Source organism: Pseudomonas spartinae (assembly GCF_965197125.1).
Classification (GTDB): domain Bacteria; phylum Pseudomonadota; class Gammaproteobacteria; order Pseudomonadales; family Pseudomonadaceae; genus Aquipseudomonas; species Aquipseudomonas composti_A.
This window is the reverse complement of sequence record NZ_CBDAMB010000013.1, coordinates 1-17307: the sequence shown is the minus strand read 5'-3', so window position 1 is coordinate 17307 and position 17307 is coordinate 1. Positions and strand designations below refer to the sequence as shown.

At 61.5% G+C, this 17307-nt stretch carries 15 protein-coding genes and 1 pseudogene; 10 read left to right on the top strand and 6 right to left on the bottom strand.

Annotated elements, in window-relative coordinates; all coding sequences use genetic code 11:
* Window positions 1–100: 100 nt before the first annotated feature.
* From ACN8M7_RS22170 to gloA, 5 genes are all read left to right on the top strand, one after another.
* Window positions 101–568, top strand: a complete 468-nt coding sequence (locus ACN8M7_RS22170; RefSeq protein WP_231740163.1) for a methyl-accepting chemotaxis protein — start codon at window positions 101–103, stop codon at window positions 566–568.
* Between the two features lie 202 nt (window positions 569–770).
* Window positions 771–2609: a dihydroxy-acid dehydratase gene (ilvD, locus tag ACN8M7_RS22165; RefSeq protein ID WP_490262184.1), complete on the top strand. Its 1839-nt coding sequence runs from the start codon at window positions 771–773 to the stop codon at window positions 2607–2609.
* 110 nt (window positions 2610–2719) lie between these two features.
* Window positions 2720–6745, top strand: coding sequence for an NACHT domain-containing antiphage protein EruA (gene eruA / locus ACN8M7_RS22160; RefSeq protein WP_490262183.1), 4026 nt, complete (start codon window positions 2720–2722; stop codon window positions 6743–6745).
* A gap of 85 nt (window positions 6746–6830) precedes the next feature.
* Window positions 6831–7313, top strand: a complete 483-nt coding sequence (locus ACN8M7_RS22155; RefSeq protein ID WP_490262182.1) for a metallophosphoesterase family protein — start codon at window positions 6831–6833, stop codon at window positions 7311–7313.
* Window positions 7314–7514: 201 nt separating this feature from the next.
* The gene (gloA, locus tag ACN8M7_RS22150; protein ID WP_490262181.1) at window positions 7515–8042 is read left to right on the top strand and encodes a lactoylglutathione lyase; all 528 of its coding nucleotides are present in this window, start codon (window positions 7515–7517) and stop codon (window positions 8040–8042) included.
* 66 nt (window positions 8043–8108) lie between these two features.
* On the opposite strand, the gene ACN8M7_RS22145 is transcribed toward gloA, so the two are convergent.
* Window positions 8109–8756: a YitT family protein gene (locus ACN8M7_RS22145; RefSeq protein ID WP_490262180.1), complete on the bottom strand. Its 648-nt coding sequence runs from the start codon at window positions 8754–8756 to the stop codon at window positions 8109–8111.
* 111 nt (window positions 8757–8867) lie between these two features.
* Window positions 8868–9398, bottom strand: coding sequence for a dihydrofolate reductase (locus ACN8M7_RS22140; RefSeq protein WP_490262179.1), 531 nt, complete (start codon window positions 9396–9398; stop codon window positions 8868–8870).
* A 120-nt stretch (window positions 9399–9518) separates the two neighbouring features.
* Between ACN8M7_RS22140 and ACN8M7_RS22135 the strand changes: the two genes are divergently transcribed.
* The 3 genes from ACN8M7_RS22135 (at window position 9519) to ACN8M7_RS22125 (ending at window position 13598) form a co-directional block, all read left to right on the top strand.
* On the top strand, window positions 9519–10658 hold the full coding sequence (locus tag ACN8M7_RS22135; RefSeq protein WP_490262178.1) for a glycerophosphodiester phosphodiesterase: 1140 nt from the start codon (window positions 9519–9521) through the stop codon (window positions 10656–10658).
* Window positions 10659–10718: 60 nt separating this feature from the next.
* On the top strand, window positions 10719–12110 hold the full coding sequence (locus ACN8M7_RS22130; RefSeq protein WP_490262177.1) for a DUF2868 domain-containing protein: 1392 nt from the start codon (window positions 10719–10721) through the stop codon (window positions 12108–12110).
* Window positions 12111–12215: 105 nt separating this feature from the next.
* Complete coding sequence (locus tag ACN8M7_RS22125) at window positions 12216–13598, top strand: GTPase/DUF3482 domain-containing protein (RefSeq protein WP_490262176.1); 1383 nt, start codon at window positions 12216–12218, stop codon at window positions 13596–13598.
* A gap of 179 nt (window positions 13599–13777) precedes the next feature.
* On the opposite strand, the gene ACN8M7_RS22120 is transcribed toward ACN8M7_RS22125, so the two are convergent.
* The 3 genes and pseudogenes from ACN8M7_RS22120 to ACN8M7_RS22110 all read right to left on the bottom strand — a co-directional run bounded on the left by ACN8M7_RS22120 (window position 13778) and on the right by ACN8M7_RS22110 (window position 15986).
* On the bottom strand, window positions 13778–14839 hold the full coding sequence (locus tag ACN8M7_RS22120) for a transporter substrate-binding domain-containing protein (protein ID WP_490262175.1): 1062 nt from the start codon (window positions 14837–14839) through the stop codon (window positions 13778–13780).
* 76 nt (window positions 14840–14915) lie between these two features.
* Window positions 14916–15194: pseudogene (gene thyA / locus ACN8M7_RS22115) on the bottom strand (thymidylate synthase); the annotation flags it as partial.
* A gap of 282 nt (window positions 15195–15476) precedes the next feature.
* Complete coding sequence (locus ACN8M7_RS22110) at window positions 15477–15986, bottom strand: helix-turn-helix domain-containing protein (protein ID WP_156886321.1); 510 nt, start codon at window positions 15984–15986, stop codon at window positions 15477–15479.
* A gap of 220 nt (window positions 15987–16206) precedes the next feature.
* On the opposite strand from ACN8M7_RS22110, the gene ACN8M7_RS22105 reads away from it, so the two are divergent.
* The gene (locus ACN8M7_RS22105; RefSeq protein ID WP_075750414.1) at window positions 16207–16653 is read left to right on the top strand and encodes a hypothetical protein; all 447 of its coding nucleotides are present in this window, start codon (window positions 16207–16209) and stop codon (window positions 16651–16653) included.
* A gap of 3 nt (window positions 16654–16656) precedes the next feature.
* Window positions 16657–17055: a DUF6957 family protein gene (locus tag ACN8M7_RS22100; RefSeq protein ID WP_075750416.1), complete on the top strand. Its 399-nt coding sequence runs from the start codon at window positions 16657–16659 to the stop codon at window positions 17053–17055.
* 156 nt (window positions 17056–17211) lie between these two features.
* Here the strand turns inward: ACN8M7_RS22100 and ACN8M7_RS22095 are convergent.
* The coding region (locus ACN8M7_RS22095; protein WP_143485438.1) for a transposase domain-containing protein at window positions 17212–17307 on the bottom strand (96 nt) is incomplete at its 5' end.

Here is a 17307-nt window from a genome sequence, read left to right as displayed (position 1 = left end):
GCAGGCGGAATCCGCAGCGACTCACCTGGCCTTTGAAACCGCGTTGCAAACCGACGCTGAAGCCCAAGGGGGCGCCGAGGTGGTCACGCGCACCGTGGATATGGTGCAGGGTATCGCCGGAGGGCTGACCCATGCAGCCGAGCGTTTGAGCGCAGTCAGCCAGCAGTCAGAGCTGATCAACAGTATCGTTCAGTCCATTCGCGGCATCGCCGAGCAGACCAATCTTCTGGCCCTTAACGCCGCCATCGAAGCCGCTCGCGCAGGCGAGCAAGGCCGAGGCTTTGCGGTTGTCGCAGATGAAGTGCGCAACCTTGCCTCCCGCACCGCTCAGGCCACCGAGGAAATCATTGAGGTGGTGAGGCGCAATCACGAACTGGCCCAGGAAGCCGTATCCAGCATGCGTCAGAGCTGCGAAAAGGTGGACCAGGGAGTTGTGCTGGCGAATGAGGCTGGGCGAGCCATCCAGAGCATTCAGGGTGGCGCGCAGCGAATGGTGCAAGCCATCCAGCGCCTGACCCACAAGATCGACGACGGCCTCCGCCCCGGCACCGTAGTGCAGCCCAGCTAGCGCCTTCCGGCTAGCGGTCTTTCCCCTCTTGCCCTGCCGGGCGTAGAATCAGCCGATTCCTCGCCTGGCATCCCCGGCGGGCCCGTGAGCCCTGGCGCACGAGTGGTGATCCCGACTCGTCTTGCAGCCCTCCTCTGGCAGCGATCAGCCGCCCCGACGTTGCTCACCGCACACTCAACCGAATTAGCCGCAGGAAACCGTCATGCCCGATTACCGCTCGAAAACCTCCACCCACGGCCGCAACATGGCCGGCGCCCGTGCCCTGTGGCGCGCCACCGGGATGAAGGACGAAGACTTCAAGAAACCGATCATCGCCATCGCCAACTCTTTCACCCAGTTCGTGCCCGGCCACGTGCACCTGAAGGACCTCGGCCAGCTGGTTGCCCGCGAGATCGAGAAAGCCGGCGGCGTGGCCAAGGAATTCAACACCATCGCCGTCGACGACGGCATCGCCATGGGCCATGACGGCATGCTCTATTCGCTGCCGAGCCGCGAGATTATCGCTGACTCCGTGGAGTACATGGTCAACGCCCACTGCGCCGACGCCATCGTCTGCATCAGCAACTGCGACAAGATCACCCCCGGCATGCTGATGGCTGCCCTGCGCCTGAACGTCCCGGTGGTATTCGTCTCCGGCGGCCCGATGGAAGCCGGCAAGACCAAGCTGGCCAGCCACGGCCTGGACCTGGTCGACGCCATGGTCATCGCCGCCGACTCGACCGCGTCCGACGAGAAGGTCGCCGAGTACGAGCGCAGCGCCTGCCCGACCTGCGGCAGCTGCTCCGGCATGTTCACCGCCAACTCGATGAACTGCCTGACCGAAGCCCTGGGCCTGTCCCTGCCGGGCAACGGCTCCACCCTGGCTACCCACAGCGACCGCGAGCAGCTGTTCCTGCGCGCCGGCCGCCTGGCCGTCGAGCTGTGCCAACGCTACTACGGCGAAGGCGACGAGTCGGTACTGCCGCGCAACGTCGCCAGCTTCAAGGCGTTCGAGAACGCCATGATGCTCGACATCGCCATGGGCGGTTCGACCAACACCATCCTGCACCTGCTGGCCGCCGCTCAGGAAGCCGAGATCGACTTCGACCTGCGCGACATCGATCGCCTGTCGCGCAAGGTGCCGCAGCTGTGCAAGGTGGCGCCGAACATCCAGAAGTACCACATGGAAGACGTGCACCGCGCTGGCGGCATCTTCTCCATCCTCGGCGAACTGGCCCGTGGCGGCCTGCTGCACACCGACGTGCCCACCGTGCACAGCCCGAGCATGAGTGACGCCATCGCCCAATGGGACATCACCCAGACCCAGGACGAGGCGGTGCACCACTTCTTCAAGGCAGGCCCTGCCGGCATCCCGACCCAGACTGCGTTCAGCCAGTCGACCCGCTGGGACAGCCTCGACGACGACCGCGCCGAAGGCTGCATCCGCAGCGTCGAGCACGCCTACTCGCAGGAAGGCGGCCTGGCCGTGCTGTACGGCAACATCGCCCTCGACGGCTGCGTGGTGAAGACCGCCGGTGTCGATGAGTCCATCCACGTCTTCGAAGGCAACGCCAAGGTCTTCGAGAGCCAGGACAGCGCGGTCAAGGGCATCCTCAACGATGAGGTGAAAGCCGGCGACATCGTCATCATCCGCTACGAAGGCCCGAAAGGCGGCCCGGGCATGCAGGAAATGCTCTATCCGACCTCGTATCTGAAGTCCAAGGGCCTGGGCAAGGCCTGCGCCCTGCTCACCGACGGCCGTTTCTCCGGCGGCACCAGCGGCCTGTCCATCGGCCACGCCTCGCCGGAAGCGGCTTCCGGTGGTGCTATCGGTCTGGTCAACGACGGTGACAAGATCCTCATCGACATCCCCAACCGCAGCATCAACCTGCTGGTCAGTGATGAAGAGCTGGCCACCCGCCGCGCCGAACAGGACAAGAAAGGCTGGAAACCTGCCGCGCCACGCACGCGCAAGGTGACCACCGCCCTGAAGGCCTACGCCCTGCTCGCCACCAGCGCCGACAAGGGCGCGGTACGTGACAAGGCGATGCTGGACGGCTAAGCCAGTTCAGTAGTGTTAAAAGCGCCCCGCAATAGCGGGGCGCTTTGCTTTCTGCGCCACTGATCAGCCCTGTATTCTGCTGGGCATGCAGGCTTTGAGAGATAAGGACGATGCTGGTAGCCAGGCGAGTACTGAAAGTTGCCGAAACGCAGGACGAAGAACACAGGCCAGAAGAGTTACCACTCGACAACTTTCGCATGACGCCTGCATGGGTTCTGCTGGGCGAGCCCGGGGCAGGCAAAAGTGAAGCCCTAAAGCAGGCTGCTCTGGAGGTCGATGGCGTATATGTCACGGTGAACGAACTTATCAACACGACACCGCCGCTAGAGGAGTGGCGCGAGAAAAAACTGTTCATCGACGCACTGGATGAGGCCCGCTCCGCAGGAGCTAACAGCCTACCTCTACGCATCCGCCAACAATTACTTCGGCTCGGCAAACCTGCTTTCCGACTCTCCTGCCGCGCAGCTGACTGGTATGGCTCGGCAGACATCGCTGATCTGCAAGGCGCCAGCCCCGATGGCCTGTTGACGGTATTGCAGCTATGTCCGCTGAGCGGCGAGGACATCCAGCAAATACTGCACAGCAATTACAACGTTATCGACCCCAAAGCTTTTATCGAACAAGCCGAGCGGCACGGTATTGCCGCACTACTGAGCAACCCACAAATGCTCGGTCTAATGGCCAGGGCCGTCAGCGGTAAAAAATGGCCGGAAAGCCGCAGCGAGGTCTATCGACTCGCCTGCGAGAAACTCGCGGAAGAAAACAATGTTCGCCACCGGCAAACCAGTGAAGCCAAAGCGGTCGATAACGAAACCTTGCTGAAAGCGGCAGGGCAGTTGTTCGCTGTGCAGCTGCTATCGAGCAAGGCTGGCATTTCCAGCGACTCGGACTCCAGCGACAATAACTACCCAGAACTCAACCAGTTCAAACCAGAGATTCCTGCTGCAGCCAGAAGAGCACTACAGTCCGCTTTATTCACCCCCGCACCTGGCAACGTCGATCATCTAATCCCCCACCACCGCAGCATCGCCGAATATCTGGCAGCAAGATGGCTGGCGGACAAGCTGGATCGGGAGAGTCTTCCCCATGGAAGGCTACTTAATCTTTTACTCGGCTTCGACGGGGGAGTAGTCGCCGACTTGCGGGGACTACTCGCATGGCTCGCGCAACAAAGCACATCAATACGCAGGCGCCTAATAGAAGCAGATCCTCTTGGCATCGTGCTGTATGGCGATGTCGGCCCATTCAGCACCGCAGACAAACGCTACCTGCTGCAGGCCCTGCGCCAGCAAGCGGAGAGGTTCCCTGGATATCGCTGGCACCTTTGGCAAGACATGTCTGGGTTCCGGGCCTTGGCAGACGAGTCGTTGCTTGAGGACTTTCAACGCATTCTGCTGGCTCCCGAGCGCGATGAACCAACCCAGTCACATATGGACTGTGTGCTGGATATTCTCGAATACGGGCATGCCGATGCCACCTTGGCAGCGCCGCTGCTCGCGATGATCAAAGACGCTTCGCTCTGGCCACGACTCCGTAATAGCGCGCTCAGTATCTGGCTGAAAATGGCCCATCCAGCTGAAAGCAAATCCCTGTTGTCACAAATATGCAGTGGCTATATTGAAGACGAAGATGACGATCTTCTGAGCCAACTGCTAGATCGGATGTATCCGGATTATTTGATGGCGGAAGACCTGCTTGATTGCCTTCATCCACCCAAGAACACACATCTGATTGGAGGCTACCGGATGTTCTTGGAGCATGGACTATCGGAGCGCACACCAACGGATCAGCTACCAGCATTATTGGATGGGCTCCGTGCAAAGAGCGACCTCTTTGACGAGGATAGAACCGAGGGGATGCTTTCCCGTTCGGTCGATCGATTGCTTGCCCGTACCCTCAAGGAACTCGGTGAGCGCGCCACGGGTGAGCAACTGTTCAACTGGCTGGGTGTTGGAGCTAATCAACATGGCTATTTCAGCCGGGAGCAAGACTCTCGATTACAGATCCAGAACTGGCTAGAACAGCATCCCGAGAAATACAAAGCCGTGCTTACGCAATGCGTCCAAGCTATTGCAAGCGATAGCTGGCATATCCCCTACCTCCACTTGCATGACGCCGTGCCACCGGCAGACATAGGACTTTGGCATCTCCAACAGGCAGACATGTCAGAGGAACCGGCGGCCAAAATCCATGCTCAGTACGCGGCGGCTGCACTAATACAACAACGTGGTGCAGAAGGGCTATCTCTGGAGGCTCTTGAAGCGTGGGCGCAGGATTGCCCAGAGCGAGCGCGCTGGTTAAAAAACTGGATGACCTGTGATCTTGAACGGGAAAGCTGGCGCCTTAAAGATGCGGCACGTTCTCGCAGCTACAAAAAACAACAGGCTGAACAACGCCACCGGCGCACTCAAAACATTACTCCAGAGCTTGACGCGATTGCCGCCGGTACAGCCTCGGCTGGTCTGCTAGAACACCTTGCGAGGCTTTGGCTAGGTCACTTCTCGGATATTAGAGGGGACACTATCAGCGCCCGTTTTTCCAGCTATAGCGATCTGGATGATGTCCTCATGTATGCAGCCGAGTCTGGCTTCCGAAAATGCCTACAGCGCTCGGACCTGCCCTCTGCAGCAGAGATCATCGCTCTGAAGCAAGCCGGAAAGCGTTATTACATTAGCCTGCCGTGCCTGCTTGGCCTGCGACTGATCTGGACAGATAGCCCCAAACAGAGGGCCGTATTACCCGATGATCAGGTTGAGCTACTGCTCACCATGTATCTCTGTACACCACACTTCGGACTGGATGATCTTCGCATCTGGTGTGCAGAGACCGCGCAGCAGCGGCCCGAACTGTTTTCCCGCGTAATGGTTCAGCATGCGACTAGTGCTTTCACTGTTGGCGATACCTCTGCAGGCATCACGCACCTGTTGGCCAGAGACGTTGCCTATGCAAAGGTCGCCCAACTAGCAATCCCAGAACTGTTGCAGCAATTTCCCGAAACAGCGACAGCCCAACAGCTCCACGACCTTCGTCAGTTGCTGAAAGCAGCTCTGCTGTTTGCTCCGGAATGTCTCGCTGCGCTGACACTGCAGAAGCTGAAGTCACCACTCAATGCTGAACAGCGCCTTCTGTGGCTAGCGCTACAGGTTCTGACTGGCAGCGCTGACGAATCAGAGGAGTTCTGGCAACGCCTCGGCGAAGTAGGGAAGGCTGATAAAGCTACACAGCTAGCGGTGGAAGTGCTGATGCAAGGTATTCAGCTACAGGCCCTGCGCCCCTCCCAACCCGAACGTATTCTGGGCCGTTTGATCGAGACACTTATCCGTCACGCTGATATGGAGCGGGGTCGAGGGGGCGTCACTGCAGCGATGGATCTGGGCGACGAACTGCGCGGAATGATCGACTGGTTGGGTACGCAAACGACAGTAGAAGCCCGCAATGAGCTTCAGCGCCTGCTTGCTGTCCCAGCTCTGGCGTCTCAGCGCTACCGTATTCGGAGCACATTGGAGCAGCAGCAAGCACGCAAGAGGGAAGCTGAATTCCGCTTCCTAGGTTTGGAAGCGGTCGCCGATGTGCTGGCCAACCAGGCGCCGGCAAATGTCGCCGATCTGATGCATTTGACTTTGTGCCATCTAGACGACATCGCCCATGAACTACGCCACGGCAATGACGACGGCTATCGGATGTTCTGGAATATCCCCACTAGGCAGCCGCGCAGCCGCCGTGGGGAGAACCTATGTCGCGATGTCCTACTGGCCCGCTTGCGCTCACGGCTGGATGCTCACGGCATTGGCATTGCTCCGGAATATGACCACGCAGGCGATAAGCGCGCCGATCTTCTTCTCGACTACCGCAACCTATTGGCACTGCCAATTGAGATAAAACGTGACGATCACGAAAAGCTATGGACAGCTCTACGCGATCAACTCATTACCCAATATGCACCTGCACCGAAGTCTGCAGGCCACGGGATCTATTTGGTGCTTTGGTTTGGCGACAGCAAGAAGCTGAAAGGCAGGCCAATAAGGAAGCAAAAACCCTCGACACCCAATGAGCTAAAAGCTCAATTGGAAAGCCAGCTTTCAGAGGAGGAGCAGAAAAAGGTGTTCGTGCGCGTGCTGGATGTCAGTTGGCCCTGACGTACATTAGCGCTGGATCTAAATGGCCTGGATGAATACCTAAAGAGCCCTGCTCTACCGCCTTTATTTACACGGAGCGGATGTAATGCGTGCCAATGATTATCAGCCTATACGCATCGGCCTGATCGCCGACACCCACGACCTGCTGCGCCCCGAAGCGTTGGCGGCGTTGCAGGGCGTCGATCATCTGATCCATGCCGGTGATATCGGCGGGCCGCACATCCTCGCCGAACTGCAGCGCATCGCGCCGCTGTCGGTGGTGCGTGGCAATAACGACCAGGACGCCTGGGCCGACGCCATCCCCGAGCGCCTGACGCTGACGTTTGGCGGCGTTACCCTGCATGTGCTGCACGACCTCAAGCAGCTGGATATCGACCCGGCCGCACTCGGCATCGACGTGGTGATCGCCGGGCATTCGCACAAGCCGCTGCACGAGATGCGCGGCGGTGTGCTCTACCTCAACCCCGGCAGCGCCGGGCCACGGCGTTTCAAGCTGCCCATCGGCCTGGGCATCGTGCATATCGAGGATGACAAGGCGCGAGCCGAGCTGATCACCCTGCAGATCTGAAGCCAACCGTATGCGCCGTAGGAGCGGCTTCAGCCGCGATGCTTCGCGTCTCCGCGTCAATCGCGGCTGAAGCAGCTCCTACATACGCCCCTGCATCGTTGCTTGGTCAGGGCTGGCAAAGGCTTACCCACATACTTGAAAAACGTTGCCACCGAATCCATCTAGGCAAGTACAGACTTTTCACGCCTGATGGAGAACCCCATGACCCTCGACGAACTGAACACCCTGCCCGGCGTGACCGCCAAGCCCGACGTCGCCACTGCAGAATTCGTCTACAACCACACCATGATCCGCGTGAAGGATCTGCAGAAGTCGCTGGATTTCTACACCCGCGTGCTGGGCTTCACCCTGCTGGAGAAGAAGGACTTCCACGACGCCGAGTTCAGCCTGTACTTCCTTGCCCTGATCAACGACAAGTCGCAGATTCCCGCTGACCCAGCGGCCCGGCATCAGTGGCGCAAGTCCATCCCCGGCGTGCTGGAACTGACCTACAACTACGGCACCGAGAAAGACCCGGAATTTGCCTACCACAGCGGCAACAGCGACCCACGCGGCTTCGGCCACCTGTGCGTAGCGGTGCCGGACATCAAGGCCGCCTGCCAGCGCTTCGAAGACCTCGGCGTGACCTTCCAGAAACGCCTCACCGACGGCCGCATGCGCGACATCGCCTTCATCAAGGACCCGGACGGCTACTGGGTGGAGATCATCCAGTTCACCGAAGTGATCTGAGTTTCGCGTCCGCGAAAACGACGAGGGGCTGCCTGCAACCAGGCAGCCCCTCATGCGTCAAAAGATTCAACTGACGCCGACGTAGCGATCCGCCCGGTGATTGATCGCCAGCACCAGATTGAGCATCACCGCCCCCAGCACCGAGAGCAGCACCTTGTCTGGCGATATCACGAAGATCGCCGCCAGCACGACGCTCGCGTCGATGGCCATCTGCACGGCGCCGGCCCGCAAACCGAAGCGCTCCTGCATGTACAGCGCGAGAATGTTCACCCCGCCCAGGCTGGCACGGTGGCGAAACAGCATGAGTAACCCCAGCCCCATCGCCGCGCCGCCGAACAACGCGGCATACAGGGCGCTGAGATGGGCGAAGACGACCCATTGCGGCGTCAGCTCGGACAGTAGCGAAACCAGCAACACCGCGCAGCCCGTGCGCAAGGTGAAGCCCCACCCCATGCGCCAGATACCGAGCAAGTAGAACGGCAGGTTGACCAGGCCGAACACCAGACCAAACGACCAGCCGGCCTGATAGTTGGCCAGAAAGGCGATGCCAACGGTGCCGCCGGTAATCAGGCCGGCGTGTGCGTAGAAGGCGATACCCAGCGCCACCAGAGCGGTGCCGAACAGCAGAGCCAGCGCATCTTCCCAAAGTGGATGACGCACGAAGAGTGCAGCGACGACGCTCGGGCGCTCGTCGACGGGCGATTGCTCAGTCATGAAAGAACCTGCATCAGAATGCACGAAAGCCGTTACGGCAGTGGCAAGGCCATGGCCGTCACACCGCGCAGGGCAACCTGACGGCAAAGACGGCCGCAACGCTCGGCAGGATTATGCGCCGCGGCGCTCCCACACTTCGAAGGCATAGAAGGGTGTTTCGGCGCTGGCGGGGTGCTCGACGCTGGAGGTCATGCGCCAGGTGGCCTCTTCGACCTTGGGGAAGAAAGCATCGCCCTCGGGATCGAGACCGACACGCGTCAGGTACAGGCGATCGGCCTGCGCCAGGCCCAGCTCGTAGAGCTGCGCGCCGCCGATCAGCATCAGCTCCTCGGCGTCCTCTTCGCGCGCCCAGGCATCGGCGCGCTCGATGGCCGCGTCCAGGGTGGCGAACACCTCGGCACCCTCCAGGCTCAGACCCGGCTGGCGACTGACGACGATGTTGAGGCGCCCCGGCAAGGGCCGGCCGAGCGAATCCCAGGTCTTGCGGCCCATGATGATCGGCTTGCCCAGGGTCAGTGCCTTGAAGTGCTTGAGGTCCGCCGGCAGGTGCCAGGGCAGTTGGTTGTCGCGGCCAATCACGCGGTTGTGCGCGAGCGCGGCGATCAGGGAAAGGGGGAGTGTCTTGTTCATAACGGCGAGCATAGCAGAGCGACCAAGTGACGAGCAGCTCACAGCCCGGGCAACCGGCCATCGGTTTGTCGCCGAATCGTCATCGCCCATGCGCCAGGCTTTGCACTCCCACCCGAGCAAGGAGATGCCGCGATGATATCGAACCTGTTGCGCACAGGACTGCTGTGCGCAGGATTGCTGAGCGCTGCACTGCCGGTGCAGGCCGACACCGTGCAGAACGCCGTCGACTGGGCCCAGCGCCAACCCGGCACACAGCCACAGCACGCGCATGCTGCGCGCAAGCCGCTGGTGATCGCGCACCGTGGCGCCAGTGGTTACGTGCCCGAACACACCCTGGCCGCCTACGCCCTGGCCGTGCTGCAAGGTGCCGATTATGTCGAGCCGGACCTGGTGATGACCCGCGACGGGCAACTGGTGGCGCGCCATGACAATGAACTGGGCCTGACCACCGACGTCGCCCAGCGCCCCGAGTTCGCGGCACGCAAGCGCACCCAGACGGTCGACGGCGTCAGCCTGGAAGGCTGGTTCAGCGAGGACTTCACCCTGGCCGAGCTCAAGACGCTGCGCGCCATCGAGCGAATCCCGCAGGTCCGTCCGGGCAATACGCGCTTCGACGGCCAGTTCGAAATCCCGACCCTGCAGGAAATCATCGACCTGGTGAAGAGCCTGCAGCTCAGCCAGCAACGGGTGATCGGCCTGTACCCGGAAACCAAGCACCCCACCCACTTTCAGCAACTCGGCCTGGCCATGGAGAAACCGCTGCTGGCCGTGCTCAAGCGCAACGGCTACGCCAGCGCCAAGGCGCCGGTGTACATCCAGTCCTTCGAGGTGGAGAACCTCAAGACCCTCAGCCGCATGACCTCGATCCGCCTGATCCAGCTGCTGTGGACGGACGGCCAGCCATACGACCAGCAGGCACTCGGCACCGACCTCAGCTATGCGCAGATGATCACGCCCAAGGGCCTGAAAGCCATCGCCCGCTACGCCAGCGGCATCGGTCCGGAGAAAGGCATGATCATCCCGCGTGATGCAGCCGGCAACCTGACCACGCCGACCAGCCTGGTGAGCGACGCCCATGCCACCAGGCTCAAGGTACACCCCTATACCTTCCGCGCCGAGAACGCCTTCCTGCCTACAGACCTGCGCAATGGCAGCGATCCGACCGCACGCGGCGACATCGACGCCGAGCTGCGCGCCTTCCTAGCCACCGGCATCGACGGCCTGTTCATCGATCAACCGGATATCGCCGTGCGTCTGCGCCAGCAGCGCTGATTCGCACCGGGGCGGATCAGGGGTTATTCTCAACCCCTGATCCGAACGACGAGACGCCGCGTGATAGACGCCTCCTCCCCCACCGCATTCCAACGCCTCTGGCTCAGCGAGACGATTCGCCTGCGCGAGGAACACGCCGGCCCGCTCGAAGACGCCGAGGCCAATCGCCGGGCCCGCAGCGAACACGGCGACCTGGCCGAACGCATCCAGCATCGCGCCCTGCACCTGGCCCGCCGTGACGGTCAGTGGCAGGAGTTGCTGCACTGGTTGCAAGGCGCACGTCTGGCTGGCCTGCTACTGGCGCTGCTGGCCCTGGCCAGCGGTTTCGGCCTGGCCCTGGCAGCGCTGGGCGACGGGCGCCAGCCGGTCAATGTGTTCTGGGCCCTGGGCAGCCTGCTCGGGCTCAATCTGCTGATGCTGCTTGGCTGGCTGCTGGGCCTGCTGCTGACCCGGGATCACCCCGGCGCACTCGGCCGCCTGTGGCTGTGGCTCAGTGAAAAACTGGCGCGCGACGCCAGCGCTGCGCAACTGGCACCGGCGCTGCTGCTGATGCTGCAACGCCAGCGCCTGACGCGCTGGGGGCTGGGCCTGATGGTCAACGGTCTGTGGACGCTGGCCATGCTCACGGCACTGATCACCCTGTTGCTGCTGCTCGCCACCCGCCGCTACGGTTTCGTCTGGGAAACCACCATTCTCGGCGGCGACACCTTCATCGCCCTGACTCAGGCCATCGGCTCCCTGCCCGCGCTGCTCTGCTTCAGCCTGCCGGACATCGACCTGATCCGCGCCAGTGGCGATGCCGCCATCGCCAGCGAGGTGGCCCGGCAAAGCTGGGCTGGCTGGCTGGTCGGCGTGGTACTGGTCTACGGCCTGCTGCCGCGCCTGCTGCTGGCGTTGCTGTGCCTGTGGCGCTGGCAAACCGGCAAGGGGGCGCTGCATCTGGATCTCGACCTGCCCGGCTACGGCCTGTTGCGCCAGCGCCTGCAGCCGGACAGCGAACGCCTGGGCATCTGCGACCTGGCGCCCGCCACGCTGCATCAACCGCCAAGCGGCGCCAGCACCCAAGCGGGCAGCGGCGCACTGCTGCTCGGCATCGAACTGGACGGGCGACGCACCTGGCCTCCGGCAGCGCTGCCCAAAGGCGTGGCCGACGCCGGGGTGATCGACAGCCGCGAACAACGCCGCCTGTTGCTCGAACAACTGACACGCTTCCCGCCTGAACGCCTGGCCATCGTCTGCGACCCACGCCGCTCACCGGACCGCGGCACCCTGGCGCTGCTCGGCGAACTGGCGCGCTCGGCCGGCGCCACGCGCATCTGGCTGCTGCCACCGAGCACCAGCGAGAGCCTCGACAGCGCACGCCTGGCAGACTGGCACCAGGCGCTGGACAAGCTCGGCCTGGCCCATGGCGACACGGCACCGCTGAGCTGGCTGGAGAGTGGGCATGACTGACGATTCTATTACCCTCTCCCCCAACCCCTCCCCCACAAGCGGGAGAGGGGAGCTTCAGCCCGTAGCCCGGATGCAATCCGGGAACACCCTGTCGGGGTCTGCCTCATGAGCCCACCACTGAAACTGGCCCTGGTCGGCCACACCAACGTCGGCAAGACCTCGCTGCTGCGCACCCTGACCCGCGACATCGACTTCGGCGAAGTTTCGCCGCGTGCCAGCACCACCCGCCACGTCGAAGGTGCGCGCCTGTCGGTGGACGGCCAGGCGCTGCTGGAGCTGTACGACACCCCAGGCCTGGAAGACGCCATCGCCCTGCTCGACTACCTGGAACGTCTCGACCGCCCTGGCGAGCGCCTCGACGGGCCGGCGCGCCTGGCACGCTTTCTCGAAGGCAGCGAAGCACGCCAGCGCTACGAGCAGGAAGCCAAGGTACTGCGCCAGCTCACGGCCTGTGACGCCGGGCTGTACGTGATCGACGTCCGCGAGCCGGTGCTGGCCAAGTACCGCGACGAGCTTGCCGTGCTCAACATGTGCGGCCGACCGCTGCTGCCGGTGCTCAACTTCGTCGCCAGCGCCAGCCATCGCCAAGCCGAATGGCGCGAAGCCCTGGCGCGCCTCGGCCTGCACGCCCTGGTGGCCTTCGATAGCGTGGCGCCACCTGCAGACGGCGAGCGACGCCTGTATGAGAGCCTGGCCCTGCTGCTGGAGCGCTCACGCCCGCAACTGCAACGCCTGATCGAGGATCACGAAGCCCAGCGCCTGGCCCGGCGCCAGGCCGGCAACCGTTTGATCGCCGAGTTGCTGATCGACTGCGCCGCCTGCCGCCGTAGCGTCGCGGCCCAGACCGTGCTGGAACAGGGCGCCATCGCCGAATTGCGCGACGCGATTCGCCAGCGCGAACAACGCTGTGTCGAAGCCCTGCTGCGCCTTTACGCTTTCCGCAGCAGCGATGCCAAGGCCGCCGATCTGCCGCTGCTCAATGGCCGCTGGGGCGACGACCTGTTCAACCCGGAAACCCTCAAGCAACTTGGCATCAAGGTCGGCGGTGGCATGGCCGCCGGCGCCGCCACCGGCATCGGTGTCGATCTGCTGGTAGGCGGCATCACCCTCGGCGCCGCTGCCGCGCTGGGCGCGGTGATCGGCGGCAGCGCGCAGACCCTGCGCAATTACGGGGAAAGGCTGAAGGGAAAATTGAAAGGTCAGCGCGAGCTGACCGTCGACGACGCCGTGCTGCGCCTGCTCGCCCTGCGTCAGCAGCAACTGCTGGCCGCGCTGGACGTGCGCGGCCACGCGGCGATGGACGCCATTACCCTTAACGCGCCGCAGGAAACCCTGTGGCGCCAGGGCAAACTGCCCGCCCCACTGAACGTGGCGCGCGCTCACCCGCAATGGTCGTCACTGAACCCAGGCGCGCGCCTGGAAGAGGCCGAACGCCAGGAGCAGGCGCAACGCTTGCTGACAGAGCTGGCCCAGGCACAGCAGGCATGACCATGCGTGCTGTTCTGCGCCAGTGTCTACGGCAGCGATAGCCGGCGTGCATGCCGATGCGCGTGACCGCTCAGCTCTCTCTGGCGATGATCGACAGCAAACCCGGCGCCAGCATTCTCGGCAGACTGAAAGCGCACGACTGGCGGACGCCCGCTGGAGGCCAATCCGCAAACGACGCCTCAGAGCGCCTCACCCAGGTATTCGTTCACCGTTCGCGGCCATTGCGGATCATCCATGATGCTCAGGATCGCCCGGCTGATCGGCTCACGCAGCGGGCTGCCACTGCGCACCAGAAAGCCGTAGCTCTGGTTCTCGAAAGTGCCTGACAGGACCTGCAGGCGCGCGCCGACCAGCTCGCGGTTGCGGTATTGCAGAATCGGCTTGTCATAGACGATGGCATCGGCCTCACCCTGCTGCACCGCCTGCAAGGCCTTGGTCAGGTTCGGGTAGTCGCTCTGGCGAATGCGTTGCTCCTGCAGCCAGCGCGAGCTGGCCGTGTGCTGCACGCTGGCAACGTTGGCGCCCTGCAGATCCTTCGGCCCCTGGATGCTGCCTTGCAGATTGCTCACGGTCAGGGCCGTGGTCATCGCTGCGGTGAAGGTCGAGACCATGATCAGTGCGGCGAACATCCACACCACCGCGACCAGCCGTCCGCCCAGCGTCACCGGCGACTTGTCGCCGTAGCCAACGGTGGTCATGGTCACCGCGGCCCACCAGAAGCCATCACCCAGGCCGCGCACCGGCTCCTCAGGGAACTGCTCGCGGTTGCGCCGTCGCTCGAAGAACCAGATCAAGGCCCCGACCAGCATCAGCACCGCGGCCAGGCCCAGTACCACACTGATGAAACGCCAGGAGAACAGCCGTTTGAAGGTCGTCCACCAGCCCGCCGAGGCGGTAGCCGGCACCGCGATGGCGAGCCCGGTGAAGTAGAACGGATGGGTGAAGTCGAAGCGCGCCTCGCGCTCGGGGGTCATGGTCATCGCCCCGACCACGACGTCGACCTTGCTCTGCTCGAGGCTGTCGAGCAGGCGCTCGAAGGGCATCGACTCGTACTGGAAGGCATAGCCGTTCTTCTCGGCGATGGCATTCCACAAGTCGATGCTGATGCCGCTCCAGCTGCCGTCCTCATGCTTGATCACGAAAGGCGGCACTTCGGTGATGCCGACCCGCAGCGGCGAGGTCTCGGCATGACTGGTCAAACAACTGCAAACCAGCAGCAGGGCCAGTGCGATTCGGCTCACGGGGGACTCCCTTTTCACTCGTTGAGGGAAAAGGGTAGCAAATTGCCCCCGCCTGCGGTTTTGTTCGGGCAGAACCTCAGACCGCGACCGGCGCCTTGATATGCGGATGGGCTTCGTAGCCCACCAGCTCGAAGTCCTCGAACTTGAAGGCCAGCAGGTCCTTCACCTCGGGGTTGAGCTTCATCGTCGGCAGCGGCAGCGGCGCGCGCGTCAGCTGCAGGTCGGTCTGCTCGATATGGTTGGCGTACAGGTGGCAGTCGCCGCCGGTCCAAATGAACTCGCCCGGCTGCAGGCCGCAGACCTGCGCCACCATCAGCGTCAGCAGCGCATAGCTGGCGATGTTGAAGGGCACGCCGAACGGATTTACCACCCCACCCAGCTGCACATTACGTGAAGATCGAATGCCTTCACGGAAAGAATCTATGTGTGCATTATGGAACATGCACATACACTATGCAAGATCTTTTTTCAATATTTTGCTCACCGACCCGCCCATCAGCCCCAAATCCCCAGCTATCAACCGCCAAGCACATCCCTTCAGGTTTACCAGCCAATTGTTAGCTGCTGACTACGGCCCCGATACCACCTGCTCCCTCAACCGCGACAGCGCCAAGACAAACCAGATCCGAAGACGACATTACTCTGCACCTTTAGGCCAGTGCCGCTGGACTGTCCTAAGTGTCACCCCTAGCCGGCGAGCAACCTCCTCCTTGTGCAGCCCCTCACGCTGCATCCGCATCACAGTGGCACGAGTGCTGTCCTTTTTCTGCCTCGTTATAGCGCGCACAACGTCATCCTGTGCAACCCCATCAAGGCGACCTGTACCCAACAGCCTTCCAAGCCTTGCAGCACTTACAGCGATCTGTTCATCAACGCTCAGACCAGAACGGCGCGCCTCGACAATTAAAAACACGTCGCTTGGAGCAACGCCTAGCACTTCACAGAGGCCAACCAAGGACTCGATCTTTATGACTGCCAGGCCGTTTTCAACCTGACTCAGGTTCGCAACGCTCAGCGCCTCATTGCAATCCGTGAGCGTAAGACCGGCCTGCAACCTAACGTCACGCAGCACCTGCCCCAACACCGCTTCGTACCGCATTTTGTTTGAGCCCAAAAATTGAGCATCAGACCAGCTTTGACGCGACACCTCTTTATCGCCTACGATAAATTAAATGTCGCATGAGCATATCAGCAAATCCCGTCAATAAATTCCATTTGAAATCATCGCCGCATAGGAGCAGGCGTGATGGCATCAAGCGAAAGCCCTGGCCTACAGGGCCTTAAACCTCAGCTCCAAGCGCAAATGATTCCGATCTGCCTACCTGGCGAAATAGCAACTGAAGAGATATTTGAAGCGGAGAAACACGATGGCTGCCCAGGCAGGACATATAGACTTTGAATTCAAGTCCGAAAGCGCGGGCCTCTGGTGCCTTAACAAAAAAGGTAGCGAGCGCTGGATGAGTATCACTCTTGCGAGCAAGGAAACTGATGGCGTTGTAAATACCATCGCTACTAATGACCCCGAGATCATCAAACGAACGCTAGAAGAACCAGGTGAAGGACTGTACATCCGAAGCTTTCAAGCGGTCGTGAGCTGCGACTTTCCCGACAATAAAGGTATTGCCGTAGCGGATGTCCTAAAGCTCATCGAGGAGCGAACCAAGCGCGGCGAGCTATTTCACCTCGTCCACACAAGGTTTGGTTGCTATCAATTTGGTGGCCCCTCCAAGCTCATGGCCAGCCAGGTACAAATGGGTTCAGATGTGGTGCTCTACGCCGCTGAATCTCCATCGCGTCGCTATTACGGAGGCTAATCGATGGAAAAGTTAAACGAAATAACCGCTCTGCTCTTTAGTGCTGGACTGCCGATGTCAGGAGCCAAGGTCAGCCAGGATGAAGCTGTAAAAATCGTCCGTGAACGCTACCCATATGCTGAATACTGCATCGTGTCGAACTGGCGGTGGATTGATTTAGAAGTCACCCCAGTCCAGCTCTCTGAGCTAACCAGAACAAATCGAAAGCCCGCAGTTATCTACGCAGATACCGTGATCTACGATAGCAGTCGTCGATGGGATGTCGGTGACTTCGTGCGCACAAGCTTCCTCCATAAATTCGAAGATGGCTTCATATTTAAGACGCTAAATTCGACTTACATACTCATTGGTAGTGGCGTGAGAAAAAGAGCGACCCTAGAAGCTATTGGGCGTATTTTTTGATGCCAATCACCGAATTATCGCAACGAACAAAGATACGCCTGATAAAAGCGCAGAGCACCCAATTTTCATGGCCTGTAACCGGATACCTAATAGACACATACATCTGCACCAGATCTGGCATAGGTGTAAGCGTCCGCCGAACTCACCTTGCGTGATTCAGGCAGGTACCCACTGATGCGGCAGTAGTTGGCCGATCTCACTCGCCCGCTGCGTCGGCAGTCGTGTCAGCACGTCCTTGAGATAGGCATACGG